Origin of the sequence: Paraburkholderia sp. BCC1884 (assembly GCF_900996225.1) — a bacterium.
Classification (GTDB): domain Bacteria; phylum Pseudomonadota; class Gammaproteobacteria; order Burkholderiales; family Burkholderiaceae; genus Paraburkholderia.
Window position 1 is genome coordinate 644,542 of record NZ_CAAJGL010000101.1, and the last position, 26,186, is coordinate 670,727.

Here is a 26,186-nt window from a genome sequence, read left to right on the forward strand (position 1 = left end):
GCGGCACTAAGGAGGTTTTCCGAATGGCCGCATTCAAACGTCGACCCCGTAGCAGCGGACCGCTGCCGCGTCCGTTTCGCCGCAACAAGCCGATCGGAGCGGAGTTGTCGGCTGTCGATAGCCGGCGCGCTCAGCGCCAGCAGTTTCTGAGAAAACGCGGCATTTACCTGTTGCCGAACGCCTTCACGACAGCGGCGCTGTTCTGCGGCTTCTTTGCCGTGGTGCAGGCCATGAACGTGCGCTTCGAAGTCGCGGCCATCGCGATCTTCGTGGCGATGGTGCTCGACGGCATGGACGGCCGTGTCGCCCGTATGACGCACACACAGAGCGCGTTTGGCGAGCAGTTCGACAGTCTCTCGGACATGGTGTCGTTCGGCGTGGCGCCGGCGCTCGTGATGTACGAGTGGATTCTCAAGGACCTCGGGCGCTGGGGCTGGCTCGCGGCGTTCGTCTACTGTTCCGGTGCGGCGTTGCGTCTCGCGCGCTTCAATACGAACATCGGCGTGGTCGACAAGCGTTTCTTCCAGGGCATGCCGAGTCCGGCGGCTGCAGCGCTGATCGCCGGCTTCGTGTGGCTGGCGACGGACAACCGCGTGCCGCTCAAGCTGGTGTGGCTGCCGTGGGTTGCTTTCGTGCTGACCATTTATGCCGGCGTGACGATGGTATCGAACGCGCCGTTCTATAGCGGCAAGGCGCTCGACGTCCGGCATCGCGTGCCATTTGGCGTGGTGTTGCTGGTGGTGCTGGCGTTCGTGCTGGTGTCGTCCGATCCGCCGTTGATGCTGTTCGGCCTGTTCGTGCTCTACGGTCTCTCGGGCTATGCATTCTGGGGTTACCAGGCGCTGCGCGGGCGGGCAAATCCGGCGCGATCGGTGGCGCGGGACCGGTAAAGTCCGGTTCCATCTCACTCGATGCGACATGAAAAAACGGCGGCCTGCGGGCCGCCGTTTTCATTTTGCGCTTGCCGTTCGACGATCGTTCCTGGACGCCTTGCAGGCAGGTCCGGCGCTAATTGCACGCTGGCGGGAATGTCGTTATAGTCAGTCGATGACTGCGCTCCGGATTCGCTCGATCTGCTGCACGGCGAGCTTTAATCCGAATCCCAGCAGGCCGATGCACCACTGAACGCGCCAGCGGCACCCGTCTGCCGCGCCGAACTTCGTCCTCCGTCTGCCCCTTCCGCGATTGAGCGTCGCCATGGTGGCGCAGACACACAAATTCCAAGATCCGATCCCCACAATTGCACGACTCCGCAGGAGACTCGACATGTCCGACAAACTGATCATATTCGACACCACGTTGCGTGACGGCGAGCAATCGCCCGGCGCGTCGATGACGAAGGAAGAAAAAATCCGCATCGCCAAACAGCTCGAGCGGATGAAGGTGGACGTGATCGAAGCCGGTTTTGCGGCCAGTTCGAATGGCGACTTCGACGCGATTCAAACCATCGCCGGCCTCATCAAGGACAGCACGGTTTGCTCGCTCGCCCGTGCCAACGACAAGGACATCCAACGCGCCGCCGACGCGCTCAAGCCCGCCGATCATTTCCGCATCCACACATTCATCGCAACCTCGCCGTTGCACATGGAAAAGAAGCTGCGCATGACGCCGGACCAGGTGTTCGAGCAGGCCAAACTGGCTGTGCGTTTCGCCCGCAAATTCACGGACGACGTCGAGTTCTCGCCGGAAGACGGCAGCCGCTCCGACATGGACTTTCTGTGCCGCGTGCTCGAAGCGGTGATCGCCGAAGGCGCGACCACCATCAACATCGCCGATACGGTTGGTTACGGCGTGCCGGAACTGTACGGCCAGCTCGTGAAGACGCTGCGCGAGCGCATCCCCAACTCGCACAAGGCGGTGTTCTCGGTGCATTGCCATAACGACCTCGGCATGGCGGTGGCGAACTCGCTGGCCGGCGTGCAGATCGGCGGCGCGCGTCAGGTCGAATGCACGATCAACGGTCTCGGCGAGCGCGCGGGCAACACGTCGCTCGAAGAAATCGTGATGGCGGTGAAGACGCGCAAGGATTATTTCGGCCTCGAAGTTGGGCTGGATACCACGCAGATCGTGCCGGCGTCGAAACTGGTGTCGCAGATCACCGGTTTTGTCGTGCAGCCGAACAAGGCCGTGGTCGGTGCGAATGCGTTCGCGCACGCGTCCGGCATCCACCAGGACGGCGTGCTGAAAGCGCGCGACACCTACGAAATCATGCGCGCCGAAGACGTGGGCTGGAGCGCGAACAAGATCGTGCTCGGCAAGCTGTCGGGCCGTAACGCGTTCAAGCAGCGTCTGCAGGAACTGGGCATTGCGCTCGATAGCGAAGCCGAATTGAACACGGCATTTGCGCGCTTCAAGGAACTGGCCGATCGCAAGTCGGAGATTTTCGACGAAGACATCATCTCGATCGTGACCGAAGAATCAGCTGAGGCGCAGCAGAAGGAGCACTACCAGTTCCTGTCGCTGTCGCAGCATTCGGAAACCGGCGAGCAACCGCACGCGAAAATCGTGTTCTCGGTAGAAGGCAAGGAAGTGACCGGCGAAGCACGCGGCAACGGCCCGGTGGACGCCACGCTCAACGCGATCGAAACCGAAGTGGGCAGCGGCTCCGAGCTGCTGCTGTACTCGGTGAACGCGATCACCACCGGCACGCAGGCGCAAGGCGAAGTGACCGTGCGTTTGTCGAAGAGCGGGCGCATCGTCAACGGCGTGGGCACCGATCCGGACATCGTCGCGGCGTCGGCAAAGGCTTATATTTCGGCGCTCAACAAGCTGTACTCGAACGTGAGCAAGTTGAACCCGCAGCGTTCGGAATGAGCGAGGCGAGTGCGCTGCGTCGATGGCGTGGCTGCAGGTAAATAAAAAGCCCCGCGCCTTGAACGGCGCGGGGCTTTTTTTTGGATTCGCTCAGAACAGGCTGCGGCGATCCGGATCGTGCAGCGGGTCGGGCGTTTTTTGCGTGAGCCGCACAATGCCCTGGTCGTCGAAATAGAAGCTATACATCATGTACCAGACGTTGTCTTCCAGATAGCGATAAGTCCAGACTTCACGCTTCATCAGCGGGAAGTACGCGGTTTCGACCGGACGGCCGAAATTCACCAGCACGTCGCTCCTGGTCCATTTACCGATTTCGGCCCGGTAGAACTCGTTGGGCTGGAGCACCTGGCGCACGTTGACGATCTTGCCGGCAGCGTCGATGTCGGCGGCGGTAGTGGTTTCGCCCATCGGCTGGGTCGGCCACATCAGCCGCTTGCCGCCGTTGGGCAGGTCGTAGGTTTCGCGCGGCGCACCCAGGCGCGCGACGATGGCCGATTGATCCTCGCCTTGTTGAAACTGCTGCCAGGGTTGCGCGCAGCCGGCGAGCATTAACGCGCACAGGCAGGCGAGCGCGGTGCCGCGCAGCCGTCGCGCGAGCGGCGCTTCGGTCGAGGCCGCCGTGGCGTGGTGGCGGTTGAGCATGAATTCCTCCGATGGCATTCGAATAGCGGTTTTTATCATCGAGACGCATTATTTTGACACGCGCTGCGGCAAAAGACCTGCGCCGCGCGAAACGTCGTCCACGAAAGGCCGCCCGCTACATTAACGCTTGGCGCGGCTTGCTTATTCCGTCGCCAACGCCCTATGATCCGCGCTTCAACGGTTCGAGCGGGACAATCAAGATGGCGAAGTGGCAACGAACGGCGGCGACGGCACTGGCCGCGATTTCGATGGTCGCAGCGACCTGCGCGCTGGGACAGAACGCAGCCAAACCCGGTGGCGCACCGATCCAGCTGGCGCTGATCGAAGGCATGTCCGGCCCCTTCGCGAACGCCGGAGCGGCGGTGGAGCGTAATCTGCGCTTCGGCGTCGAGCAGGTCAACGCGCACGGCGGCGTGAAACTCGCCGACGGTGCGCATCCGCTGGAACTGGTGGTGCTGGACAGCAAGGGCAGCACCGAAGAAGCGCTTACCCAGTTGCGCGCGGCTGCCGACCGGCATATCGGCTACATCATGCAAGGCAATAGCTCGGCGGTCGCTGCCGCGCTGATCGGCGCGATCGACAAGCAGAACAGCCGCGAGCCCGCCAACCGCGAGCTTTTCCTCAACTATTCCGCCGACGACCCCGCGCTGACCAATGCCGCGTGCAGCTTCTGGCACTTCCGCTTCGACGCGCACGCCGGTATGCGCATGGACGCGCTGGCCGAGGTGATCCAGCGCGACAAGGCGGTGAAGAAGGTCTATCTGCTGAACCAGGATTACAGCTTTGGGCACGACGTCAGCAGTCTTGCGCGCTCGACGCTGGCGACCAGGCGCCCGGATATCGCCGTGGTCGGCGACGAGTTTCATCCCATCGGCCGGGTGAAGGACTTTGCGCCTTATATCGCGAAGATTCGCGCGAGCGGCGCAGACGCAGTAATTACGGGCAACTGGGGCAATGACCTGACGCTGCTGGTCAAGGCGGCGCGCGAGCAGGGCCTCGACACCCGGTTCTACACGTTCTACGGCAATAGTCTCGGCGCGCCCGCCGCTTTGGGCGACGCCGGCGTGAAACACGTGATTGCGGTCGCCGATTGGCATCCGAACGCCGGCGGTTCAGCTTCCGACGCCTGGTATGCCGCGTTCCGGGCCCGTTTCCCGGCCACCCAGGACGACTATCCGGTGCTGCGCATGCCGCTGATGATCGAAACCCTCGCCGCGGCCATGACGCGCGCCGGCACCGCCGATCCGCTGGCCGTCGCCCGCGCATTGGAAGGCCTCAAATTCGACAACGGCTTCCACGCCACGTGGATGCGTGCCGACGATCACCAACTGATTCAGCCCCTTTATGTTATGGAGATGGACAAAGCCGGCACGCCCGGCGTGCATTTCGATAACGAAGGCTCCGGCTACGGTTTTCGCACGGTGCTGGCGTTGCAGCCCGAGCAGACCGTCCCGCCGACGACTTGCAAGATGAAGCGGCCGTAGAAGGTGTCGTTCGCGCGTCTGCTCCGTCCGTGGTCCCGCCCGCAGCAGCGGGGTTCGCGGCGGATTTGGGCTGTGCTACAATATGCGTCCCGTTGTGAGGCATGGCTGTGAATGCCAATGATTCACATGCGGGAGTAACCCACGGCACGGCCTTTCTTCCGTGACCGCCTGTCCAGTTCTCAAGGAAATCGACATGTCCGCAGTTGAAACAAGCAAGAAGTCCGAAGTCGTTGCGCAATTCGCACGCGCAGCTAACGACACCGGCTCCCCCGAAGTCCAGGTCGCGCTGCTCACGACCCGCATCAACGAACTGACCGTTCACTTCAAGGCACACACGAAAGATCACCACAGCCGCCGCGGTCTGCTGCGCATGGTGAGCCGCCGTCGTAAGCTGCTCGACTACCTGAAGGGTAAGGACGCGGATCGTTACCGCGCACTGATCGAGGCGCTGGGCCTGCGTAAGTAATCGGCCAGTCGTTCGACAAGATGCCTGTGTCAGTTCCACTGATGCAGGCATTTTGTTTTTGCACGGTGCGCTTCATGTGACGCGCATCGCCTGTTCTCCGCAGTGGCGTGCCGATTCATGCGGCGGAAACAGTGCAGTACATGCAGTAAAGAAAGCAGCAAAGAAGAGAAAGATGGCCGGGCTTCAGGGCAGAGCTTTGTGTCATTCCAGCGGTTCGCGCGCGTACTCAACGTAGGGCGTGGTTCTCTGGAATGGCATAACACTCCTCTTCCCCTGTGGCGCCGGTCCCGGCGTTGCCGCGCCGCTTCTGGTCCGCGCGGCATTACGAAGAGGAAAAGCAATGACTATGTTCAATAAGATCGTCAAAGAATTTAAGTGGGGACAGCATAACGTCCGCCTCGAAACGGGCGAAATGGCTCGTCAGGCGAGCGGCGCGGTGATCGTCGACATCGAAGACACCGTGGTGCTGGCCACCGTGGTCGGCGCGAAGACGGCCAAGCCGGGTCAAGACTTCTTCCCGCTGACGGTCGACTACCTCGAAAAAACCTACGCTGCCGGCAAGATCCCGGGTGGTTTCTTCCGTCGCGAAGGCCGTCCGTCGGAAGGCGAAACGCTGACCTCGCGCCTGATCGATCGTCCGCTGCGCCCGCTGTTCCCGGAAGGCTTCTACAACGAAGTCCAGGTCGTGATCCATGTCCTGTCGCTGAACCCGGAAATTCCCGCTGACATTCCCGCGCTGATCGGCGCGTCGGCGGCGCTCGCCATTTCCGGTCTGCCGTTCAACGGCCCGGTCGGCGCAGCACGCGTGGCTTACATCAACAACGAATACGTGTTGAACCCGACGCGTCCGCAAATGAAGGAATCGGCACTCGACCTGATCGTCGCCGGTACGGAACGCGCGGTGCTGATGGTTGAATCCGAAGCCCAGCAACTGAGCGAAGAAATCATGCTCGGCGGCGTGGTGTTCGGTCACGAGCAAATGCAGATCGCGATCGACGCGATCCACGAACTGGTTCGCGAAGGCGGCAAGCCGGAATGGGACTGGAAGCCGGCAGCGAAGAATGAACCGCTGATCGCACGCGTGGCGGAACTGGCGCAAGCCGACCTGCTCGCCGCTTACCAGATCCGCGACAAGCAAGCCCGTTCGACCAAGCTGAAGGAAGTCTACGCAGCGACGTCGGCGAAGCTGGAAGAAGACGCAGCAGCAAGCGGCACGACGGCCGCCGACAAGGCAACCGTCGGCAACGTGCTGTTCGACATCGAAGCGAAGATCGTCCGTACGCAGATCCTGAACGGCGAGCCGCGTATCGACGGCCGCGACACGCGCACGGTGCGCCCGATCGAAATCCGTACCGGCGTGCTGCCGCGTACGCACGGTTCGGCACTCTTCACGCGTGGCGAGACGCAAGCGATGGTGGTCGCAACGCTGGGCACGAAGGGCGACGAGCAGAACATCGACGCGCTCGAAGGCGAGTACCGCGAACGCTTCATGCTTCACTACAACATGCCTCCGTTCGCGACCGGCGAAACGGGTCGCGTCGGTTCGCCGAAGCGCCGTGAAATCGGCCACGGCCGTCTGGCCAAGCGCGCGCTGGCTGCTTGCCTGCCGAGCGCCGACGAATTCGGCTACTCGATTCGCGTGGTGTCGGAAATCACGGAATCGAACGGTTCTTCGTCGATGGCTTCGGTGTGCGGCGGCTGCCTCGCGCTGATGGACGCCGGCGTGCCGATGAAGGCGCACGTCGCCGGCATCGCCATGGGCCTGATCCTCGAGGACAACAAGTTTGCCGTGCTGACCGACATCCTCGGCGACGAAGATCACCTCGGCGACATGGACTTCAAGGTGGCGGGTACGGAACAAGGCGTGACCGCGCTGCAGATGGACATCAAGATCCAGGGCATCACCAAGGAAATCATGCAGGTCGCCCTCGCGCAAGCGAAGGAAGGCCGTATGCACATCCTCGGCAAGATGACTGCGGCTGTGTCGGGCGCAAACACTGTGCTGTCGGACTACGCGCCGCGCATGATCACCATCAAGATCAATCCGGAAAAGATCCGCGACGTGATCGGCAAGGGTGGTTCGGTGATTCGCGCGCTGACGGAAGAAACCGGCACGACGATCGATATTTCGGACGACGGCGTCGTCACCATCGCCAGCACGAGCAGCGAAGGGATGGCCGAAGCGAAGAAGCGTATCGAGAACATCACGCTGGAAGTCGAAGTGGGCCAGGTCTACGAAGGCACCGTGCTCAAGCTGCTCGATTTCGGCGCGATCGTGAACATCCTGCCGGGCAAGGATGGTCTGCTGCACATTTCCGAAATCGCCAACGAGCGTATCAAGGACATCAACGACTACCTGAAGGACGGCCAGCAAGTGAAGGTCAAGGTCATCCAGACGGACGAAAAGGGTCGTGTGCGTTTGTCCGCCAAGGCGTTGCTGAACGACGCGCCGAACGACGCGCCGCAAGGCGAACCGACGCCGCAGTAATGCGGTAGCGGTGTAACGGCCGGCAGCGCGAAGGCGCGCCGGCCGTTTTTTCATGAAGAGAGTGCAGGGTGGATTGCATTGCCGGCGCATGCGGAGTCGCACAAGCGGTTACTCTGTGTGGCAACGGGTAGGCAACGCAATCCAATCTTGGAGTTGACGCAGATGAAAGCGATCGAAATCACCGAATTCGGTGCGCCAGACGTTCTCAAACTGGCCGAGCGGCCCACGCCGCAGCCGAAAGCAGGCGAGGTGCTCATCAAGGTGGCGGCTTCCGGCATCAATCGTCCGGACGTGTTCCAGCGCAAGGGCGGCTATGCGCCGCCGCCGGGTGCGTCGGATCTGCCGGGGCTGGAAGTGGCGGGGGAAATTGTCGGCGGTAATATCGACGAGAAGAACAACCCGTTCGGCCTGAAAATCGGCGATCGCGTGTGCGCGTTGCTGGCGGGTGGCGGCTACGCGGAATACGCGGTCGCACCGCTGCTGCAGTGCCTGCCGGTGCCGGCGGGTCTGTCGGACGTTGAAGCGGCGTCGTTGCCGGAAACTTTCTTCACGGTCTGGAGCAACGTGTTCGACCGTGCGCAACTCGGCAAGGGCGAAGGTGCCCCGAACGAGACGCTGCTGGTGCAGGGCGGCTCGAGCGGCATCGGCGTGACGGCGATCCAGATTGCACATGCACTCGGTTTTCGCGTGTTCGCGACGGCCGGGTCGGACGAAAAGTGCCGCGCGTGCGAAGCCTTGGGCGCGGAGCGGGCGATCAACTACAAGACTGAGGATTTCGTCGAAGTCATCAAGTCGCTGACCAATGATCGTGGTGTCGATGTGGTGCTGGATATGGTCGCGGGCAGTTACGTGCCGCGCGAACTCACGGCGTTGGCCGAAGGCGGCCGGATCGTCGTGATCGCCTTATTGGGCGGGGCGAAGGCGGAGCTGAACCTGAATGAGGTGTTGCGCCGTCGCCTGACCGTCACGGGGTCGACGCTGCGTCCGCGGCCGGTCGAATTCAAGGCGAAAATTGCCGCGCAGCTGAGGGACCAGGTCTGGCCGCATCTCGAAGATGGCCGCATCAAGCCGGTGGTTTATCGCGTGTTCCCGGCTTCTCAGGCGGCGCAGGCGCATGAGCTCATGGAGAGCAGCGAGCACGTTGGCAAGATCGTGCTGAGTTGGGGACAGGACGCTTGACGCGCCAGGTTTAATAAGGTCCGTTTGACCCGGGCCACCCAGCGCAGTAAAATTGCGCGTTTTGCGCACGCCGCATGAATCCGAAAGGCGGACTGTAAGCGCAAACCGAAGTCCGCCGCCAAGACAAGACGAGACGATGTCGAAACAACGAGCGAAGCTGGTAGTCGGAAACTGGAAGATGCACGGGCAACTCGCCGTTAATGCCACGCTGTTGCAGGCGGTGGCGCTAGGTGCAGCCGAATTGCCAGCCGATGTGGGCGTCGGCGTGTGTGTGCCGTGTCCGTATCTCGCGCAAGCGCAATCGTTGCTGGAAGGCAGCCGGGTCGTGTGGGGCGTGCAGGACGTGTCCGCCTTCACGCACGGTGCTTATACCGGCGAGGTGGCCGCTCCCATGGTGGTGGATTTTGGTGCCACGCTCGCTATCGTCGGGCACTCGGAGCGCCGCGCCTATCATCGTGAAAGCGCTGAACTCGTCGCGGTCAAAACGCAGCGCGCGCTGGAAGCGGGTTTGACGCCGATCGTCTGTGTCGGCGAAACGCTCGAAGAGCGCGAAGCGAATTTGACCGAGCAGGTTGTCGGCGTGCAGCTCGATGAAGTGCTGGCGAAACTGTCGGACATCGAGGCAGCACGGATCGTGGTGGCTTACGAGCCCGTCTGGGCAATTGGCACCGGCAAGAGCGCCACGTCGGAGCAGGCGCAATCGGTTCACGCGTTTCTGCGTTCGCGCCTGGCAGCAAAGGCTGCGGCTGTGGCGAACGTGCAGGTGTTGTATGGCGGTAGCGTCAAGCCGGAGAACGCGGAAGAGCTGTTCCGCCAGCCGGATATCGACGGTGGCCTGATTGGCGGCGCGTCGTTGAAAGACCAGGATTTTCTGGCGATCTGCAAGGCGGCGGCCGCTACGAGCGTCGCTGGTTGAGCAGGGCGCCTCGGCTAGGATGGCCCCATCCCGCGCAACGCAATATGTGGTGCGCGGTTAAATAAAGACTCAGGTGAGTGTGATGCTGTATTTGAAAACATTGATTATCGTCGTTCAGCTGTTGTCGGCACTTGGCGTCATCGGCCTTGTCTTGCTGCAACACGGCAAAGGCGCCGATATGGGCGCTGCATTTGGTAGTGGCGCGTCGGGCAGCCTGTTCGGCGCGACCGGTTCGGCGAACTTTTTGTCGCGCACGACGGCTGTGCTCGCCGCTGTGTTTTTTGTCACGACGTTGACGCTGACTTACCTCGGCTCGTATCACTCGAAGCCGTCCGCAGGCTTGCTGGGCGCGGCATCGACCGCGCCGCTCGCAACTTCGGCTGCTTCGGCGCCGGTCGGTGGTTCGGCTGCGCTGGCCGCCTCGGCGGCTTCCGTGCCAGCTACGGACGTGCCGAAATAAATTTCGGTCAAAGTGCAGTTTGTGCGTTGAACAAACCGTTTAACCAAGTTATAATTTGAGTCTTGAAGCGATTCGCGGGTTTTACAAGCTGTTTTCCCGGATTGCATGCAGTGCCGACGTGGTGAAATTGGTAGACACGCTATCTTGAGGGGGTAGTGGCGAAAGCTGTGCGAGTTCGAGTCTCGCCGTCGGCACCAAAATGTTATCTAATGCCAGCCGCTTGCTTCGCTTCGGCTGGCATTTTCACTTTCAGGGCACGGTTTGCGTTGGGTTCGCGGCGTGTGCGTTTCGGAGGTGATTTAGCGTCAGGAGTGATATGCTCTTGGCGGCACTCAGAACCAACCGATTGAGGATAGTCTTGAACCTCGCAGCCTATTTCCCCGTCTTGTTGTTCCTCGTTGTGGGCACTGGTTTAGGCGTTGCATTGGTCAGTATCGGCAAGATCCTCGGTCCCAACAAGCCCGATACCGAGAAAAACGCACCGTACGAGTGCGGCTTCGAAGCATTCGAAGATGCGCGCATGAAGTTCGACGTGCGCTATTACCTCGTCGCCATTCTCTTCATCATTTTCGACCTTGAAACCGCATTCCTGTTCCCGTGGGGCGTAGCTCTGCGCGACATCGGCTGGCCCGGGTTCATGGCAATGATGATTTTCCTGCTCGAATTCCTGCTGGGCTTCGCCTATATCTGGAAGAAGGGCGGCCTCGACTGGGAATGATGGATTAATCGCCGGTTTGCGTGGGTGGCCAGGCTTGCCACCCCGTCTGGAGTGGAAAGCAAATGAGTATCGAAGGGGTCTTGAAGGAAGGGTTTGTCACCACGACGGCTGACAAGCTGATCAACTGGACGCGCACCGGCTCCCTGTGGCCGATGACGTTCGGTCTGGCGTGTTGCGCGGTCGAGATGATGCATGCGGGTGCAGCCCGTTATGACCTCGACCGTTTTGGCGTGGTGTTTCGTCCGAGTCCGCGTCAGTCGGACGTGATGATCGTCGCCGGCACGCTTTGCAACAAAATGGCGCCGGCTCTGCGCAAGGTCTACGACCAGATGGCCGAGCCGCGCTGGGTGATTTCGATGGGTTCGTGCGCGAACGGTGGCGGTTACTACCACTACTCCTATTCGGTCGTGCGCGGCTGCGACCGGATCGTGCCGGTCGACGTCTATGTGCCGGGTTGCCCGCCTACGGCGGAAGCGCTGGTCTACGGCGTGATCCAGTTGCAGGCCAAGATTCGCCGCACCAACACAATCGCCCGTCAATAAGGCCAACGCCTCCCCCACAATATGGCAAGCAAACTCGAGACCCTGAAAGCGAACCTCGAGGCGGCCTTTGGCGGCCTCCTCCTGAGTACTACCGAGGCAATCGGTGAGTTGACGATCGTCGTGAAGGCTGGCGACTATCTCAAGGTGGCAACGCGTCTGCGCGACGACAGCTCGTTCGGCTTCGAACAGTGCGTCGATCTGTGCGGCGTCGACTACCAGACCTATGCCGACGGCGCTTACGACGGTCCGCGTTTTGCAGCCGTGCTGCACTTGTTGTCGGTGCAGAACAACTGGCGTCTGCGTCTGCGCGTGTTCGCGCCAGACGACGAAGTGCCGATCCTGCCGTCCGTCGTCGAAATCTGGAGTTCGGTCAACTGGTACGAGCGCGAAGCATTCGACCTGTACGGCATCGTCTTCGAAGGCCACCCCGACCTGCGCCGCATCCTCACCGACTACGGTTTCATCGGTCACCCGTTCCGCAAAGATTTCCCTGTCTCCGGTTACGTCGAAATGCGTTACGACCCGGAAGAGAAGCGCGTCGTCTATCAGCCTGTGACGATCGAGCCGCGGGAAATCACGCCGCGCGTGATCCGCGAAGATCGCTATGGCGGTCTGAAACACTAAGAGAACGCCATGGCAGAGATCAAGAACTACACGCTCAACTTCGGCCCGCAGCATCCGGCAGCGCACGGTGTGTTGCGCCTCGTGCTCGAGCTCGACGGCGAAGTCATCCAGCGCGCCGACCCGCACATCGGTCTGCTGCATCGCGCGACTGAAAAGCTCGCCGAAACCAAAACCTTCATCCAGTCCGTGCCGTACATGGATCGTCTCGACTACGTGTCGATGATGGTCAACGAGCACGGCTACGTGATGGCGATCGAAAAGCTGCTGGGCATCGAAGTGCCGATCCGCGCGCAATACATTCGCGTGATGTTCGACGAAGTCACGCGCGTGCTGAACCACCTGATGTGGATCGGCGCACATGCGCTCGACGTCGGCGCGATGGCGGTGTTCCTGTATGCGTTCCGCGAACGCGAAGACCTGATGGACGTGTACGAAGCGGTGTCCGGCGCACGGATGCACGCGGCTTACTATCGTCCGGGCGGCGTGTATCGCGATCTGCCGGACGTCATGCCGCAGTACAAGGCGTCGAAGATTCGCAATGCGAAAGCGTTGTCGCGGATGAACGAGAACCGTCAGGGTTCGTTGCTCGATTTCATCGACGACTTCTTCACGCGGTTCCCGAAGTGTGTCGACGAATACGAAACGCTGCTTACCGACAACCGGATCTGGAAGCAACGTCTGGTCGGTATCGGTGTGGTCTCGCCGGAACGTGCGCTGAACCTCGGTATGACCGGCGCGATGTTGCGCGGCTCGGGTATCGAGTGGGATCTGCGCAAGAAGCAGCCGTATGAAGTCTATGACAAGATGGATTTCGACATTCCGGTCGGTGTGAATGGCGATTGTTACGACCGCTATCTGGTTCGCGTCGAAGAAATGCGTCAGTCCACGCGGATTGTGAAACAGTGCATTGAGTGGCTGCGTAAGAATCCGGGCCCCGTGATGGTCGACAATCACAAGGTTGCGCCGCCGTCGCGCGTGGGCATGAAGTCGAACATGGAAGACTTGATTCACCACTTCAAGCTCTTCACGGAAGGCTTCCATGTGCCGGAAGGCGAAGCGTACGCAGCCGTTGAGCATCCGAAGGGCGAGTTCGGCATCTATCTGATCTCGGACGGCGCGAACAAGCCGTATCGCCTGAAGATCCGCGCGCCGGGTTATGCGCACCTGTCCACGCTGGATGAAATGGCGCGCGGTCACATGATCGCCGACGCCGTGACCATCATCGGCACGCAGGACATCGTGTTCGGCGAAGTCGATCGCTAGGACGTATTCATCGGCGCGTGTCTTCAGGTTGCAGCGAAGCGCGCGTCAAGCACAGGAACGCCGGGTCTGTCGCAGCATGAGTGAGCGACGGGTTTTCGTTCGGTAGGAATTGAAAGAGTCGTGTCTGAAAATGATCTCAGCTGAAGGCCTGAAAGAAATCGATCGCGCGATCGCCAAGTATCCCGCCGATCAAAAACAGTCCGCCGTAATGTCGGCGCTGGCCACTGCTCAGGAAGAGCATGGCTGGCTGTCGCCCGAACTCATGCAGTTCGTCGCGGACTACCTCGGCATGCCGGCCGTCGCCGTGCAGGAAGTCGCGACTTTCTACACGATGTACGAGACCTCGCCGGTCGGGAAGTACAAGATCACGCTCTGCACGAACCTGCCGTGCCAACTCGGCCCGGACGGCGGTGCCGAAGGTGCCGCTGATTATCTGAAGCAGAAGCTCGGCATCGACTTCGGCGAAACCACGCCCGACGGCAAGTTCACCTTGAAAGAAGGTGAGTGCATGGGCTCATGCGGCGATGCGCCGGTGATGCTGGTGAACAACCATCGCATGTGCAGCTTCATGAGCCGCGCGAAGATCGACCAGCTGCTCGAGGAACTTTCGAAATGACGTCTTTACACGATCGTCACATCAAACCGCTGATTCTCGCCGGCCTGAACGGCGACAACTGGCATCTCGAAGACTATGTGTCGCGCGGCGGTTACGCCCAGCTGCGACGTATTCTGGAAGAAAAGATTCCGCCCGAACAGGTGATCGCCGAGGTCAAGGCCTCGGGTCTGCGCGGCCGGGGCGGTGCGGGCTTCCCGACCGGGCTGAAGTGGAGCTTCATGCCGCGTCAGTTCCCGGGCCAGAAATACCTCGTCTGCAATTCGGACGAAGGTGAACCGGGCACATTCAAAGACCGTGACATCCTGCGCTTCAATCCGCATTCACTGATCGAAGGCATGATCATCGGCGCGTACGCGATGGGCATCACGGTCGGCTACAACTATATTCACGGCGAAATCTGGGAAGCCTACAAACGCTTCGAAGCAGCGCTGGACGAAGCTCGCCGCGCCGGGTTCCTCGGCGAGAACATCATGGGTTCGGGCTTCTCGTTCGAACTGCATGCGCACCACGGTTACGGCGCCTACATTTGCGGCGAAGAAACCGCGTTGCTGGAGTCGCTGGAAGGCAAGAAAGGCCAGCCGCGCTTCAAGCCGCCGTTCCCGGCGAGCTTCGGCGTGTACGGCAAGCCGACCACGATCAACAACACCGAGACGTTCGCGGCCGTGCCGTTCCTGCTCGCGGTCGGCCCGCAGAATTACCTCGAGATCGGTAAGCCGAACAACGGCGGCACGAAGATTTTCTCGGTGTCGGGCGACGTCGAACGTCCGGGCAACTATGAAATTCCGCTCGGCACGCCTTTCGCGACGCTGATGGAACTCGCCGGCGGCATTCGCGGCGGCAAGAAGATCAAGGCTGTGATTCCTGGCGGTTCGTCGGCGCCGGTGATTCCGGGCGACATCATGATGCAGACCGATATGGACTACGACTCGATCGCCAAGCAAGGCTCGATGCTTGGTTCGGGGGCGGTCATCGTGATGGACGAGACACGCTGCATGGTGCGCTCGCTGCTGCGTCTGTCGTACTTCTATTACGAAGAGTCTTGCGGTCAATGCACGCCTTGCCGCGAAGGCACGGGCTGGCTGTACCGCGTCGTGCATCGTATCGAGCACGGGCTCGGCCGTCCGGAGGATCTGGATCTGCTGAACTCGGTCGCTGAGAACATCATGGGTCGCACGATTTGCGCGCTCGGCGATGCAGCGGCCATGCCGGTGCGCGGCATGCTCAAGCACTACTGGGACGAATTCGAATATCACGTCGCCCACAAGCATTGCCTCGTCGGCGGTCATGCCGGCGCAGCGGCGGCGTCGGAAACCGTAGCGGCTTGAGTACCAGATAAGCACGCAGAACAACACGTCAACCGCGGGATTCATCGTCTGAAAAATGGGCGATGAACAGGGCGAACGATTGAGCGGTAACAGGTTAAGGAAGATTGACCATCATGGTTGAACTTGAAATAGACGGCAAGAAAGTCGAGGTGCCTGAAGGCAGCATGGTGATCCAGGCTGCGCATAAGGTCGACACGTACATTCCTCACTTCTGCTATCACAAGAAGCTGTCGATTGCGGCCAACTGCCGGATGTGTCTGGTCGATGTCGAAAAGATGCCGAAGGCCGTGCCCGCATGCGCCACGCCGGTGTCGGCCGGCATGATCGTGCGCACCAAGTCGGACAAGGCGGTGAAGGGTCAGCAAGCCGTGATGGAATTTCTGCTGATCAACCACCCGCTGGATTGCCCGATCTGCGACCAGGGCGGCGAATGCCAGTTGCAGGATCTGGCTGTCGGTTACGGCAAGTCGTCGTCGCGTTACAGCGAAGAAAAGCGCGTGGTGTTCCACAAGAACGTCGGCCCGCTGATCTCGATGGAAGAAATGTCGCGTTGCATTCACTGCACGCGTTGCGTGCGTTTCGGCCAGGAAGTGGCCGGCGTGATGGAACTCGGCATGCTGGGCCGCGGCGAGCATTCGGAAATTACCTCGTTCGTCGGCAAGACGGTCGACTCCGAAATGTCCGGCAACATGATCGATCTGTGCCCGGTCGGCGCGCTGACCAGCAAGCCGTTCCGCTACAGCGCCCGTACCTGGGAACTGTCGCGCCGCAAGTCGGTGAGCCCGCACGATTCCGTCGGCGCGAACCTCGTGGTGCAAGTGAAGAACAACCGCGTGATGCGGGTTCTGCCGTTCGAAAACGAATCCATCAACGAATGCTGGATTTCGGACAAGGACCGCTTCTCGTATGAAGGCCTGAACAGCCCGGAACGTCTCACGCAGCCGATGCTCAAGCAGGACGGCAAGTGGATCGAGACCGACTGGCAAACCGCGCTCGACTACGTGGTCAAAGGTTTGAAGGGCATCAAGGGCGATCACGGCGCAAGCGCGCTGGCTGCAGTGGGCAGCGCCCACAGCACGGTCGAAGAACTGTTCCTGTTGAAGCAACTCGCGCAAGCGGTCGGCACGCCTAACGTCGACTTCCGTCTGCGTCAGTCGGATTTCTCCGCGCCGGTCGACGGTACGCCGTGGCTCGGTACGGCCATCGCCGAATTGTCGAACGTCGATGCCGCGTTGGTGATCGGTTCGGATCTGCGTCGCGATCATCCGCTGTTTGCCGCGCGTCTGCGTCAAGCCGCCAAGAACGGCGCGAAGCTCACGCTGGTGCAAGCCACCAACGACGACGCGCTGATCCCGCAAGCGCAGCGCGTGGTCGCGGCGCCGTCGGCATGGCTCGACGCGCTGGCGGGCATCGCCGGCGCAGTGTCGGAAGCCAGGGGCGTGGCACTGCCGGAAGCTTTCGCCGGCACGCAACCGACCGACGCGAACAAGCAGGTCGCCAAGTCGCTCAGCACCGGCGAAAGCCGTCTGGTGCTGATCGGCAACGCAGCGGTTCGTCATCCGGACTTCGCCGCCATTCACGCTGCAGCTCAATGGATCGCAGACGCCACCGGCGCGACGCTCGGCTTCCTCACGGAAGGGGCCAACACGGTCGGTGCGCATCTCGTGAACGCGCTGCCGGGCGAGGGTGGTCTGAACGCTCGCGAAGTGTTCGAGCAACCGCGCAAAGGTTATGTGCTGCTGAACGTCGAACCGGAGTTCGACACGGCTAATCCGGCGCAGGCTCTCGCGGCGTTGAATCAGGCTGAAATGGTCGTCGTCATGTCGCCGTTCCAGACTGGCGCAGACTACGCCGACGTGCTGCTGCCGATCGCGCCGTACACGGAAACCGCCGGTACGTTCGTCAATGCAGAAGGCACGGTGCAGACGTTCAACGGCGTCGTGCGTCCGCTCGGCGACACGCGTCCGGCATGGAAGGTGTTGCGCGTGCTGGGCAGCCTGCTGGGTCTGCCGGGTTTCGAATTCGACACCTCGGAAGAAGTGCGCAATGCAGCGCTCGGCAGCGGCGAACTGAATTCGCGTCTGTCGAACAGGACGGGCGTCACGGCGACTCGCGGCAAGACGGCCAAGGCAGTGGAAGGCAAGTTCGAGCGCATCGCAAACGTGCCGATCTATCACGCCGACGCACTCGTGCGTCGCGCCGAATCGCTGCATCTGACGGCAGCGGCACGCGCGGCCAACACGGTCGGTCTGCCGGCTGCGCTGTTCGACAAACTGGGTTTGAAGGAAGGCGACGCAGTGCGCGTGCGCCAGGGCGAGCAATCGGTGCAGTTGCCGGCCGTGCGCGACGCGAATCTTGCGGAGACGGTCGTCCGCGTATCGGCGGCTACGCCTGCCGGTGCAGCGCTGGGCAGCCTGTTCGGTGAACTGGTGGTGGAGAAGGCGTAAATGAGCTTGTTCGATACGATCAACTCGGGCGGCACCCAGCTTCTCGGTGTGGCATGGCCCACGGTGTGGGCGCTCGTGCGCATCCTGGTGGTGGCCGTCGCGATCCTGCTGTGCGTGGCTTACCTGATCCTCTGGGAGCGTAAGCTGATCGGCTGGATGCACGTGCGTCTCGGTCCGAACCGCGTCGGCCCCGCAGGTTTGCTGCAGCCGATCGCCGACGTGCTGAAGCTGCTGCTGAAAGAAGTGATTCAGCCGGCGCAGGCCAGTCGCTGGATCTACCTGATCGCGCCGATCATGGTGGTGGTGCCTGCCTTCGCGGTCTGGGCGGTGATCCCGTTCCAGGCGGGCGCGGTGCTCGGCGACATCAACGCGGGTCTGCTGTACGCCATGGCGATTTCGTCGATCGGCGTGTACGGCGTGATTCTGGCCGGTTGGGCATCGAACTCGAAGTACGCGTTCCTCGGTGCGATGCGCGCCGCGGCGCAGATGGTCTCGTACGAAATTTCGATGGGCTTCGCGCTCGTCGTCGTGCTGATGACCGCCGGCACGCTGAATCTGTCGGGCATCGTCAATTCGCAGGAACATGGCTTCTTCGCTTCGCACGGCTTGAACTTCCTGTCGTGGAACTGGCTGCCGCTTCTGCCGATGTTCGTCGTGTACTTCATCTCGGGCATCGCCGAAACTAACCGTCACCCGTTCGACGTGGTGGAAGGGGAGTCGGAAATCGTCGCGGGCCACATGATCGATTACTCGGGTATGGCGTTCGCGCTGTTCTTCCTCGCCGAGTACATCAACATGATCGTGATCTCGGCATTGGCTGCAACACTGTTCCTTGGCGGCTGGAGCGCACCGTTCGGCTTCCTGTCGTTCGTCCCGGGCATCGTATGGCTCGTCGTCAAGGTTTTCCTCCTGTTGTCGGTATTCATCTGGGCGCGTGCCACGTTCCCGCGCTACCGCTATGACCAGATCATGCGTCTGGGCTGGAAGGTTTTCATTCCGGTTTGCGTGGTGTGGCTGGTGGTAGTCGGCTTCTGGATCATGTCGCCGTTGAATATCTGGAATTAAGGGCGGATGAACCCATGACCGCAATTCAAAACTTCTTCAAGACCTTCTTTCTCACGGAGTTGCTCAAAGGCCTCGCGTTGACCGGACGTTACACGTTCCAGCGCAAGGTGACCGTGCAGTTCCCGGAAGAGAAGACCCCGATCTCGCCGCGTTTTCGCGGTTTGCATGCGCTGCGTCGCTATGAAAATGGCGAAGAGCGCTGCATCGCATGCAAGCTGTGCGAAGCGGTGTGCCCGGCGCTCGCCATCACGATCGAGTCTGACACGCGCGCGGACAATACGCGCCGTACCACGCGCTACGACATCGACCTGACCAAGTGCATCTTCTGCGGTTTCTGCGAAGAGAGCTGCCCGGTCGACTCGATCGTCGAGACGCATATTCTCGAGTATCACGGCGAGAAGCGCGGCGACCTGTATTTCACGAAAGATATGCTGCTGGCCGTTGGCGATCGCTACGAAGCGGAGATCGCTGCGAACAAGGCAGCCGACGCACCGTATCGTTGAAGCGCTTCAGTTGAAGCAGTCAATGCGGCAGTAATGCATGAGTAAAACGGCCTGTTGTCGGGCCGAGCGCCGCGGTCTGAACACCGCGGCACGGCGCACCTGTGTGGTTGTCTGGGCGGATTGCCTGCCTTGCCCGCCACGCGTGCCAAAGAACAATGCCTGACGATGGCCTAACGATGAACCGGTAATCATGGAATTCACGACCGTACTGTTCTACATCTTCGCGCTGCTGCTGGTGGTTTCAGGGCTGAAGGTGATCACCTCGCGCAACCCGGTGTCGTCCGCACTATTTCTGGTGCTGGCGTTCTTCAACGCGGCGGCGATCTGGATGCTGCTGCAGGCCGAGTTCCTCGCGATCCTGCTGGTGCTGGTCTACGTCGGCGCGGTGATGGTGCTGTTCCTGTTCGTGGTGATGATGCTGGACATCAACATCGACGTGCTGCGCAAGGACTTCAGGCGCTTCGTGCCGATGGCCACGCTGGTCGGCGCGATCATCGTGATCGAAACCGCGCTGATCCTGTGGCACGGCTACGGTGCGACGGCCACCGCGCTGCGCGACACCACGGCGGCCGCAAACGGCATGGGCGACTGGTCGAACACACGCCTGATCGGCAAGGTCATTTACACGGACTACATCTTCGCGTTCGAAGTCGCCGGCCTCGTGCTGCTGGTGGCGATCATCGCGGCGATTGCGCTGACCACGAGTCACAAGAAAGACAGCAAACGTCAGAACGTTAGCGAGCAGGTCAAGGTTCGTGCTCAGGACCGCGTGCGCGTCGTGAAGATGAAATCGGAAAAGACCGCGGCGACGATCGCCGCGGAAGAAGCGGCCGCGAAAGCGGCGGCAGCAGCAGCGGCGGCAGCAACAGCCGACTCGGCACCGGCTAAAAACAGCTGAGCGGACAGGAGATAGAAATCATGTTGACCCTTGCCCATTACCTTGTCCTCGGTGCGATCCTGTTTGCGATCAGCATCGTCGGCATTTTCCTGAATCGCCGTAACGTCATCATCATCCTGATGGCGATCGAGTTGATGCTGCTCGCGGTGAACACCAATTTCGTCGCGTTCTCGCATTACCTCGGCGACGTGCATGGCCAGATCTTCGTCTTCTTCGTGCTGACAGTGGCAGCGGCGGAAGCGGCGATCGGCCTCGCAATTCTGGTGACCCTGTTCCGTAGCCTCGACACGATCAATGTCGAGGATCTCGATCAGCTCAAAGGTTAATTTCAGGAAAAGCGGTTATGTCCACGATACTCAATGAAAACCTGCTGCTGGCGATCCCGCTGGCACCGCTGGCCGGCTCGCTGATTGCGGGTCTGTTCGGGAACGCGGTAGGGCGCAAGGGCGCGCATTCGGTCACGATCCTCGGCGTCGCGATCTCGTTCATCCTGTCGGCCATCGTCTTCTTCCAGGTGCTGGATGGCGCGAGCTTCAACGCGACCATCTATCAATGGATGGCGATCGGCAAGACGAATTTCGAAGTCGGCTTCCTGGTCGACTCGCTGACGGCGATGATGATGTGCGTGGTGACCTTCGTGTCGCTGATGGTGCACATCTACACGATCGGCTATATGGCCGAAGACGACGGCTACCAGCGTTTCTTTTCGTACATCTCGCTGTTCACGTTCTCGATGTTGATGCTCGTGATGAGCAACAACTTCCTGCAGCTGTTCTTTGGCTGGGAAGCGGTGGGCCTGGTGTCGTACCTGCTGATCGGCTTCTACTTCACGCGTCCGACCGCGATCTACGCCAACATGAAGGCGTTCATCGTGAACCGTATCGGCGACTTCGGCTTCCTGCTGGGTATCGGCCTGCTGTTCGCTTTCGCGGGCTCGATGAACTACGGCGACGTCTTCGCGAAGCGCACCGAACTCGCGGCCTTGAGCTTCCCGGGTACGGATTGGGGTCTGCTGACAGTGGCCTGTATCTGCCTGTTCATCGGCGCGATGGGTAAGTCGGCGCAATTCCCGCTGCACGTGTGGCTGCCGGATTCGATGGAAGGCCCGACGCCGATCTCGGCACTGATTCACGCGGCAACCATGGTGACGGCCGGTATCTTCATGGTCACGCGCATGTCGCCGCTGTTCGAACTGTCGGACACGGCGCTCTCGTTCGTCATGATCATTGGCGCGATTACCGCGCTGTTCATGGGCTTCCTCGGGATCATCCAGAACGACATCAAGCGCGTGGTGGCGTATTCCACGCTATCGCAACTCGGTTACATGACGGTGGCGCTCGGCGCGTCGGCCTACTCGGTCGCCGTGTTCCATCTGATGACGCACGCATTTTTCAAGGCGCTGCTGTTCCTCGGCGCGGGTTCGGTGATCATCGGCATGCATCACGATCAGGACATCCGCAACATGGGCGGCCTGCGCAAGTACATGCCGATCACGTGGATCACCTCGCTGGTCGGTTCGCTGGCGCTGATCGGCACGCCGTTCTTCTCAGGCTTCTATTCGAAAGACTCGATCATCGACGCCGTGAAGCTGTCGAATCTGCCGGGCTCGGGCTTCGCATACTTCGCCGTGGTCGCGAGCGTGTTCGTGACCGCGCTGTATTCGTTCCGTATGTACTTCCTGGTATTCCACGGCAAGGAGCGCTTCCGCGGTCCGAAGCATCCGGAATCGCCGATGGGTATCGAAGCGGCTGCTCACGCGCATGACGCACATGGTCACGATCACGGCCACGACGCGCACGGCCATGGTCACGACGACCACGCTCACGAGCCGCATGAAACGCCGTGGGTGGTGTGGCTGCCGCTGGTGCTGCTGGCGATTCCGTCCGTGGTGATCGGCGCGATCGGTGTGGGTCCAATGCTGTTCGGCGACTTCTTCCAGCATGGCGTGGCGTTCGACAAGGTCATCTTCATCGGCGCAAACCATCCCGCGGTGCACGAGATGGCCGAAGAGTTCCAGGGCTGGGCCTCGATGGGTTTGCACTCGGTCTCGGGTTTGCCAGTCTGGCTGGCACTCGCTGGCGTGGTGGTCGCGTGGTTCCTGTACCTCGTTCGTCCCGATTTGCCGCCTGTCATCAAGCGCGCGTTCGGCCCGATCTATACGTTGCTCGATAACAAGTACTACATGGACAAGATCAACGAAGTCGTGTTTGCGCGGGGCGCGGTGGCGATTGGCCGTGGTTTGTGGAAGGAAGGCGACGTCGTGGTGATCGACGGCATCGTGAACGGTAGCGCGCGCTTCATCGGCTGGTTCGCCGGCGTGATCCGCTTCCTCCAGTCGGGCTATATCTACCATTACGCGTTCGCCATGATTATCGGCATGCTGGGGCTCCTGACCCTGTTTGTAACGCTCGGCGGCAAATAAGGCGAGGGACACTAATGCACGCTTATCCGATTCTCAGTATCGCAATCTGGTTACCGATCCTCGTCGGCCTGCTGGTTCTGGCTATCGGTTCGGACCAGAACCCGGCTCCGGCGCGCTGGATTGCGCTGATCGGCTCGGTCGTCAGCTTCATCGTGACGATCCCGCTGATGACTGGGTTTGATTCGAGCACCGCCGATCTGCAGTTCGTCGAAAAGGCCAACTGGATCGAGCGTTTCAACATCACGTACCACCTGGGTGTCGACGGCATCTCGATGTGGTTCGTCGTGTTGACTGCATTGATTACGGTGATCGTCGTGATCGCCGCATGGGAAGTGATCACGAAGAACGTGGCGCAGTACCTGGCCGCGTTCCTGATCCTGTCGGGCATCATGGTCGGCGTGTTCAGCTCGGCTGACGGCATGCTGTTCTACGTGTTCTTCGAAGCGACGCTGATCCCGATGTACATCATCATCGGTGTGTGGGGTGGGGCGAACCGCGTCTACGCGGCGTTCAAGTTCTTCCTGTACACGCTGATGGGCTCGCTGCTCATGCTGGTTGCGTTGCTGTACCTGTACGTCGAAACCGGCACGTTCGATCTCGCGACGTGGCAGCACGCGCAGATCGCGATGACGCCTCAGGTATTGATCTTCATAGCGTTCTTCATGGCCTTCGCCGTGAAGGTGCCGATGTGGCCGGTCCACACGTGGTTGCCTGATGCCCACGTGGAAGCGCCGACGGGCGGCTCCGTCGTGCTGGCTGCGATCATGCTGAAGCTGGGAGCGTATGGTTTCCTGCGTTTCTCGCTGCCGATCGCACCGGACGCGAGCCACTTCCTCGCACCGGTCGTCATCACGTTGTCGCTGATCGCGGTGATCTACATCGGTCTGGTCGCGATGGTGCAGGCCGACATGAAGAAGCTGGTCGCGTATTCGTCGATCGCGCACATGGGTTTCGTGACGCTCGGCTTCTTCATCTTCAATCAACTCGGCATGGAAGGCGCGATCATCCAGATGATCTCGCACGGTTTCGTGTCGGGCGCGATGTTCCTGAGCATCGGCGTGCTGTACGACCGTATGCATTCGCGTCAGATCGCCGATTACGGCGGTGTCGTCAACGTCATGCCGAAGTTCGCCGCGTTCGCGATGCTGTTCTCGATGGCCAATTGCGGCTTGCCGGGCACCTCGGGTTTCGTCGGCGAATTCATGGTGATTCTGGCGGCCGTCCAGTACAACTTCTGGATCGCAGGCGGTGCCGCGGTCACGCTGATTCTCGGCGCGGGCTACACGCTGTGGATGTACAAGCGCGTCTATTTCGGCGCCATCGCGAACGAGCATGTGAAGAGCCTGCTCGATATCAACCGTCGCGAATTTTTCATGCTGGCAGTGCTTGCTGCACTGACGCTGTTCATGGGCCTCTATCCGAAGCCCTTTACCGATGTGATGCACGTATCCGTGGAAAACCTCCTCTCCCACGTTGCGCAGTCAAAGCTGCCGTTGCCTCAGTAACGCCGAGCGGAGGAATTTAAAGACCATGCAAAACGCCCCTATGACTGCTCTGTTGCCCGACGCGCTGGTGATGCTCGCCGTTGTCGTCGCGTGGCTCAACGACACGTTCGTCGGCCAGGCCGGTCGCCGTACCACGTATTTCATTGCGTTCTTCTCGACGCTCGTCGCCGGCATCTGGTTTGCGATGAATGCGTTCGACCCGCAAGTGCGGTACTACTTCGGCCATATGTACGTGGTGGATCCGTTCGCCAGCGTGATGAAGGCTGTCGTGACGCTCGGTTATGCCGTGTCGATCGTGTATTCGCGCCGTTACCTCGAAGATCGCGGTCTGTTCCGTGGTGAGTTTTTCCTGTTGGGCATGTTCTCGCTGCTCGGTCAGCTCGTCATGATCTCGGGCAACAACTTCCTGACGCTGTACCTCGGTCTGGAACTGATGTCGCTGTCCCTGTATGGCGCGATCGCGCTGCGCCGTGACGCTGCGCCGTCGAACGAAGCGGCCATGAAGTACTACGTGCTCGGCGCGCTGGCTTCCGGTTTCCTGCTTTACGGCATCTCGATGCTGTACGGCGCAACCGGTTCGCTCGACCTGAACGAAGTGTTCAAGGCGATCGGCACGAGTCACTACGATCCGAGCGTGCTGCTGTTCGGCGTGATCTTCATCGTGGCGGGCGTGGCGTTCAAGATGGGTGCGGTGCCGTTCCACATGTGGGTGCCTGACGTGTATCAGGGCGCGCCGACGGCAATGACGCTGATGGTCGGCGGCGGTCCGAAGGTTGCCGCTTTCGCGTGGGGCTTTCGCTTCCTCGTGATGGGCCTGCTGCCGCTGGCAGTCGAATGGCAGGAAATGCTCGTGATTCTCGCGGCGCTGTCGCTGATCGTCGGCAATATCACGGGTATCGTGCAACGCAACGTCAAGCGGATGCTCGCGTACTCGGCGATCTCGAACATGGGTTTCGTGCTGCTGGGCCTGCTGGCCGGCGTGGTCGACCACAAGACTTCGGGCGCGGCCAACGCATACGGCTCGGCCATGTATTACAGCATCGTCTACCTGGTCACGACGATGGGCACGTTCGGCGTCATCATGCTTCTGGCACGTCGTGATTTTGAAGCGGATACGCTCGAAGACTTCAAGGGCCTGAATCAACGCAGCCCGATATTCGCATTCGTGATGATGGTGATGATGTTCTCGCTCGCCGGCATTCCGCCTGCGGTCGGCTTCTACGCCAAGCTTGCGGTGCTGCAGGCCACGATGAACGCCGGCTTGACCTGGCTGACGGTGCTGGCTGTGATCACGTCGCTGTTCGGCGCGTTCTACTACCTGCGTATCGTCAAACTGATGTACTTCGACGAGCCGCAAGACAAATCGCCGATTCTCGCCGACACCAGCACGCGCGCCTTGCTCGCGATCAACGGTGTGGCGGTACTGGTGCTCGGGATCGTGCCGGATCCGCTGTTGAAGGCCTGCCTGCAGGCGATCCAGCACACGCTGCTGCTCTGATGTCGGCTGCGGGTTGGTTTATCGTGTTGTTGGCGCTGGTCGGCGCCAACCTGCCGTTCCTGAATCAACGCCTCTTCGCCGCCGTGCCGTTGAAAGCGGCGAGGAAGAACCCGTGGATCCGGATTGCCGAACTGATCGTGCTGTACTTCGCGGTCGGTGCGCTCGGTTTTCTGCTCGAAGCGCGTGCGGGTAACCGTTTCGAGCAGGGCTGGCAGTTTTACGCGATCACGTTCGCGCTGTTCGTCGTGTTCGCATTTCCCGGCTTTACCTTCCAGTATCTCGTCAAACGCCGCTGACGGCGTCTCGCCGTC

At 61.0% G+C, this 26,186-nt stretch carries 24 protein-coding genes and 1 tRNA gene; 24 read left to right on the forward strand and 1 reads right to left on the reverse strand.

The genetic code is table 11. The annotated features are described in order from the left end of the window. Positions 1-23: 23 nt before the first annotated feature. Positions 24-890: a CDP-diacylglycerol--serine O-phosphatidyltransferase gene (pssA, locus tag FQ705_RS25300; RefSeq protein ID WP_144145664.1), complete on the forward strand. Its 867-nt coding sequence runs from the start codon at positions 24-26 to the stop codon at positions 888-890. Positions 891-1,266: 376 nt separating this feature from the next. After that, positions 1,267-2,814, forward strand: a complete 1,548-nt coding sequence (locus FQ705_RS25305; protein WP_144145666.1) for a 2-isopropylmalate synthase — start codon at positions 1,267-1,269, stop codon at positions 2,812-2,814. Between the two features lie 90 nt (positions 2,815-2,904). Here FQ705_RS25305 and FQ705_RS25310 read toward each other — a convergent pair whose 3' ends face one another. Next, on the reverse strand, positions 2,905-3,456 hold the full coding sequence (locus FQ705_RS25310; RefSeq protein WP_144145668.1) for a hypothetical protein: 552 nt from the start codon (positions 3,454-3,456) through the stop codon (positions 2,905-2,907). A 200-nt stretch (positions 3,457-3,656) separates the two neighbouring features. On the opposite strand from FQ705_RS25310, the gene FQ705_RS25315 reads away from it, so the two are divergent. The 22 genes from FQ705_RS25315 to FQ705_RS25420 all read left to right on the forward strand — a co-directional run bounded on the left by FQ705_RS25315 (position 3,657) and on the right by FQ705_RS25420 (position 26,171). Beyond that, positions 3,657-4,940 (forward strand): branched-chain amino acid ABC transporter substrate-binding protein, encoded by a 1,284-nt coding sequence (locus tag FQ705_RS25315; RefSeq protein WP_144145670.1) that lies wholly within the window; start codon positions 3,657-3,659, stop codon positions 4,938-4,940. A 193-nt stretch (positions 4,941-5,133) separates the two neighbouring features. After that, complete coding sequence (rpsO, locus tag FQ705_RS25320; RefSeq protein ID WP_144145672.1) at positions 5,134-5,406, forward strand: 30S ribosomal protein S15; 273 nt, start codon at positions 5,134-5,136, stop codon at positions 5,404-5,406. Positions 5,407-5,746: 340 nt separating this feature from the next. Beyond that, entirely contained in the window at positions 5,747-7,894 is a 2,148-nt protein-coding gene (gene pnp, locus FQ705_RS25325; protein WP_186307987.1) for a polyribonucleotide nucleotidyltransferase, read from the forward strand. A 162-nt stretch (positions 7,895-8,056) separates the two neighbouring features. Beyond that, the gene (locus FQ705_RS25330) at positions 8,057-9,073 is read left to right on the forward strand and encodes an NAD(P)H-quinone oxidoreductase (protein WP_144145674.1); all 1,017 of its coding nucleotides are present in this window, start codon (positions 8,057-8,059) and stop codon (positions 9,071-9,073) included. A gap of 136 nt (positions 9,074-9,209) precedes the next feature. Then, positions 9,210-9,989, forward strand: coding sequence for a triose-phosphate isomerase (tpiA, locus tag FQ705_RS25335; protein ID WP_144145676.1), 780 nt, complete (start codon positions 9,210-9,212; stop codon positions 9,987-9,989). Between the two features lie 82 nt (positions 9,990-10,071). After that, positions 10,072-10,449 carry a preprotein translocase subunit SecG gene (secG, locus tag FQ705_RS25340; protein WP_144145678.1) on the forward strand — a complete coding sequence of 126 codons (378 nt, stop codon included), beginning with the start codon at positions 10,072-10,074 and terminating at the stop codon, positions 10,447-10,449. Between the two features lie 112 nt (positions 10,450-10,561). Then, positions 10,562-10,646, forward strand: a tRNA-Leu gene (locus FQ705_RS25345). Positions 10,647-10,807: 161 nt separating this feature from the next. Beyond that, positions 10,808-11,167 (forward strand): NADH-quinone oxidoreductase subunit A, encoded by a 360-nt coding sequence (locus FQ705_RS25350; protein ID WP_013339872.1) that lies wholly within the window; start codon positions 10,808-10,810, stop codon positions 11,165-11,167. Positions 11,168-11,229: 62 nt separating this feature from the next. Beyond that, positions 11,230-11,709 (forward strand): NuoB/complex I 20 kDa subunit family protein, encoded by a 480-nt coding sequence (locus FQ705_RS25355; protein WP_006052903.1) that lies wholly within the window; start codon positions 11,230-11,232, stop codon positions 11,707-11,709. 21 nt (positions 11,710-11,730) lie between these two features. Next, positions 11,731-12,333, forward strand: coding sequence for an NADH-quinone oxidoreductase subunit C (locus tag FQ705_RS25360; RefSeq protein WP_144145680.1), 603 nt, complete (start codon positions 11,731-11,733; stop codon positions 12,331-12,333). Between the two features lie 9 nt (positions 12,334-12,342). Beyond that, entirely contained in the window at positions 12,343-13,596 is a 1,254-nt protein-coding gene (locus tag FQ705_RS25365; RefSeq protein WP_144145682.1) for an NADH-quinone oxidoreductase subunit D, read from the forward strand. Positions 13,597-13,726: 130 nt separating this feature from the next. After that, on the forward strand, positions 13,727-14,212 hold the full coding sequence (nuoE, locus tag FQ705_RS25370) for an NADH-quinone oxidoreductase subunit NuoE (RefSeq protein WP_144145684.1): 486 nt from the start codon (positions 13,727-13,729) through the stop codon (positions 14,210-14,212). Beyond that, positions 14,209-15,537 carry an NADH-quinone oxidoreductase subunit NuoF gene (gene nuoF, locus FQ705_RS25375; RefSeq protein ID WP_144145686.1) on the forward strand — a complete coding sequence of 443 codons (1,329 nt, stop codon included), beginning with the start codon at positions 14,209-14,211 and terminating at the stop codon, positions 15,535-15,537. Before nuoE ends, nuoF begins: the two co-directional genes overlap by 4 nt. Before the next feature lie 113 nt (positions 15,538-15,650). Continuing rightward, entirely contained in the window at positions 15,651-17,984 is a 2,334-nt protein-coding gene (gene nuoG / locus FQ705_RS25380) for an NADH-quinone oxidoreductase subunit NuoG (RefSeq protein WP_144145688.1), read from the forward strand. Continuing rightward, on the forward strand, positions 17,985-19,049 hold the full coding sequence (gene nuoH / locus FQ705_RS25385; RefSeq protein WP_144145690.1) for an NADH-quinone oxidoreductase subunit NuoH: 1,065 nt from the start codon (positions 17,985-17,987) through the stop codon (positions 19,047-19,049). 14 nt (positions 19,050-19,063) lie between these two features. Further along, positions 19,064-19,552: an NADH-quinone oxidoreductase subunit NuoI gene (gene nuoI, locus FQ705_RS25390; RefSeq protein WP_144145692.1), complete on the forward strand. Its 489-nt coding sequence runs from the start codon at positions 19,064-19,066 to the stop codon at positions 19,550-19,552. Between the two features lie 190 nt (positions 19,553-19,742). Continuing rightward, positions 19,743-20,450: an NADH-quinone oxidoreductase subunit J gene (locus FQ705_RS25395; protein ID WP_144145694.1), complete on the forward strand. Its 708-nt coding sequence runs from the start codon at positions 19,743-19,745 to the stop codon at positions 20,448-20,450. A 20-nt stretch (positions 20,451-20,470) separates the two neighbouring features. Continuing rightward, entirely contained in the window at positions 20,471-20,776 is a 306-nt protein-coding gene (gene nuoK / locus FQ705_RS25400; RefSeq protein WP_006052894.1) for an NADH-quinone oxidoreductase subunit NuoK, read from the forward strand. 17 nt (positions 20,777-20,793) lie between these two features. Further along, positions 20,794-22,872 carry an NADH-quinone oxidoreductase subunit L gene (gene nuoL / locus FQ705_RS25405; RefSeq protein WP_144145696.1) on the forward strand — a complete coding sequence of 693 codons (2,079 nt, stop codon included), beginning with the start codon at positions 20,794-20,796 and terminating at the stop codon, positions 22,870-22,872. Between the two features lie 14 nt (positions 22,873-22,886). Then, positions 22,887-24,377, forward strand: coding sequence for an NADH-quinone oxidoreductase subunit M (locus FQ705_RS25410; protein ID WP_144145698.1), 1,491 nt, complete (start codon positions 22,887-22,889; stop codon positions 24,375-24,377). Between the two features lie 25 nt (positions 24,378-24,402). Beyond that, complete coding sequence (nuoN, locus tag FQ705_RS25415; RefSeq protein ID WP_144145700.1) at positions 24,403-25,875, forward strand: NADH-quinone oxidoreductase subunit NuoN; 1,473 nt, start codon at positions 24,403-24,405, stop codon at positions 25,873-25,875. Then, positions 25,875-26,171, forward strand: coding sequence for a DUF2818 family protein (locus tag FQ705_RS25420; RefSeq protein WP_144145702.1), 297 nt, complete (start codon positions 25,875-25,877; stop codon positions 26,169-26,171). The genes nuoN and FQ705_RS25420 overlap by 1 nt, the downstream gene beginning before the upstream one ends. Positions 26,172-26,186: the final 15 nt, after the last annotated feature.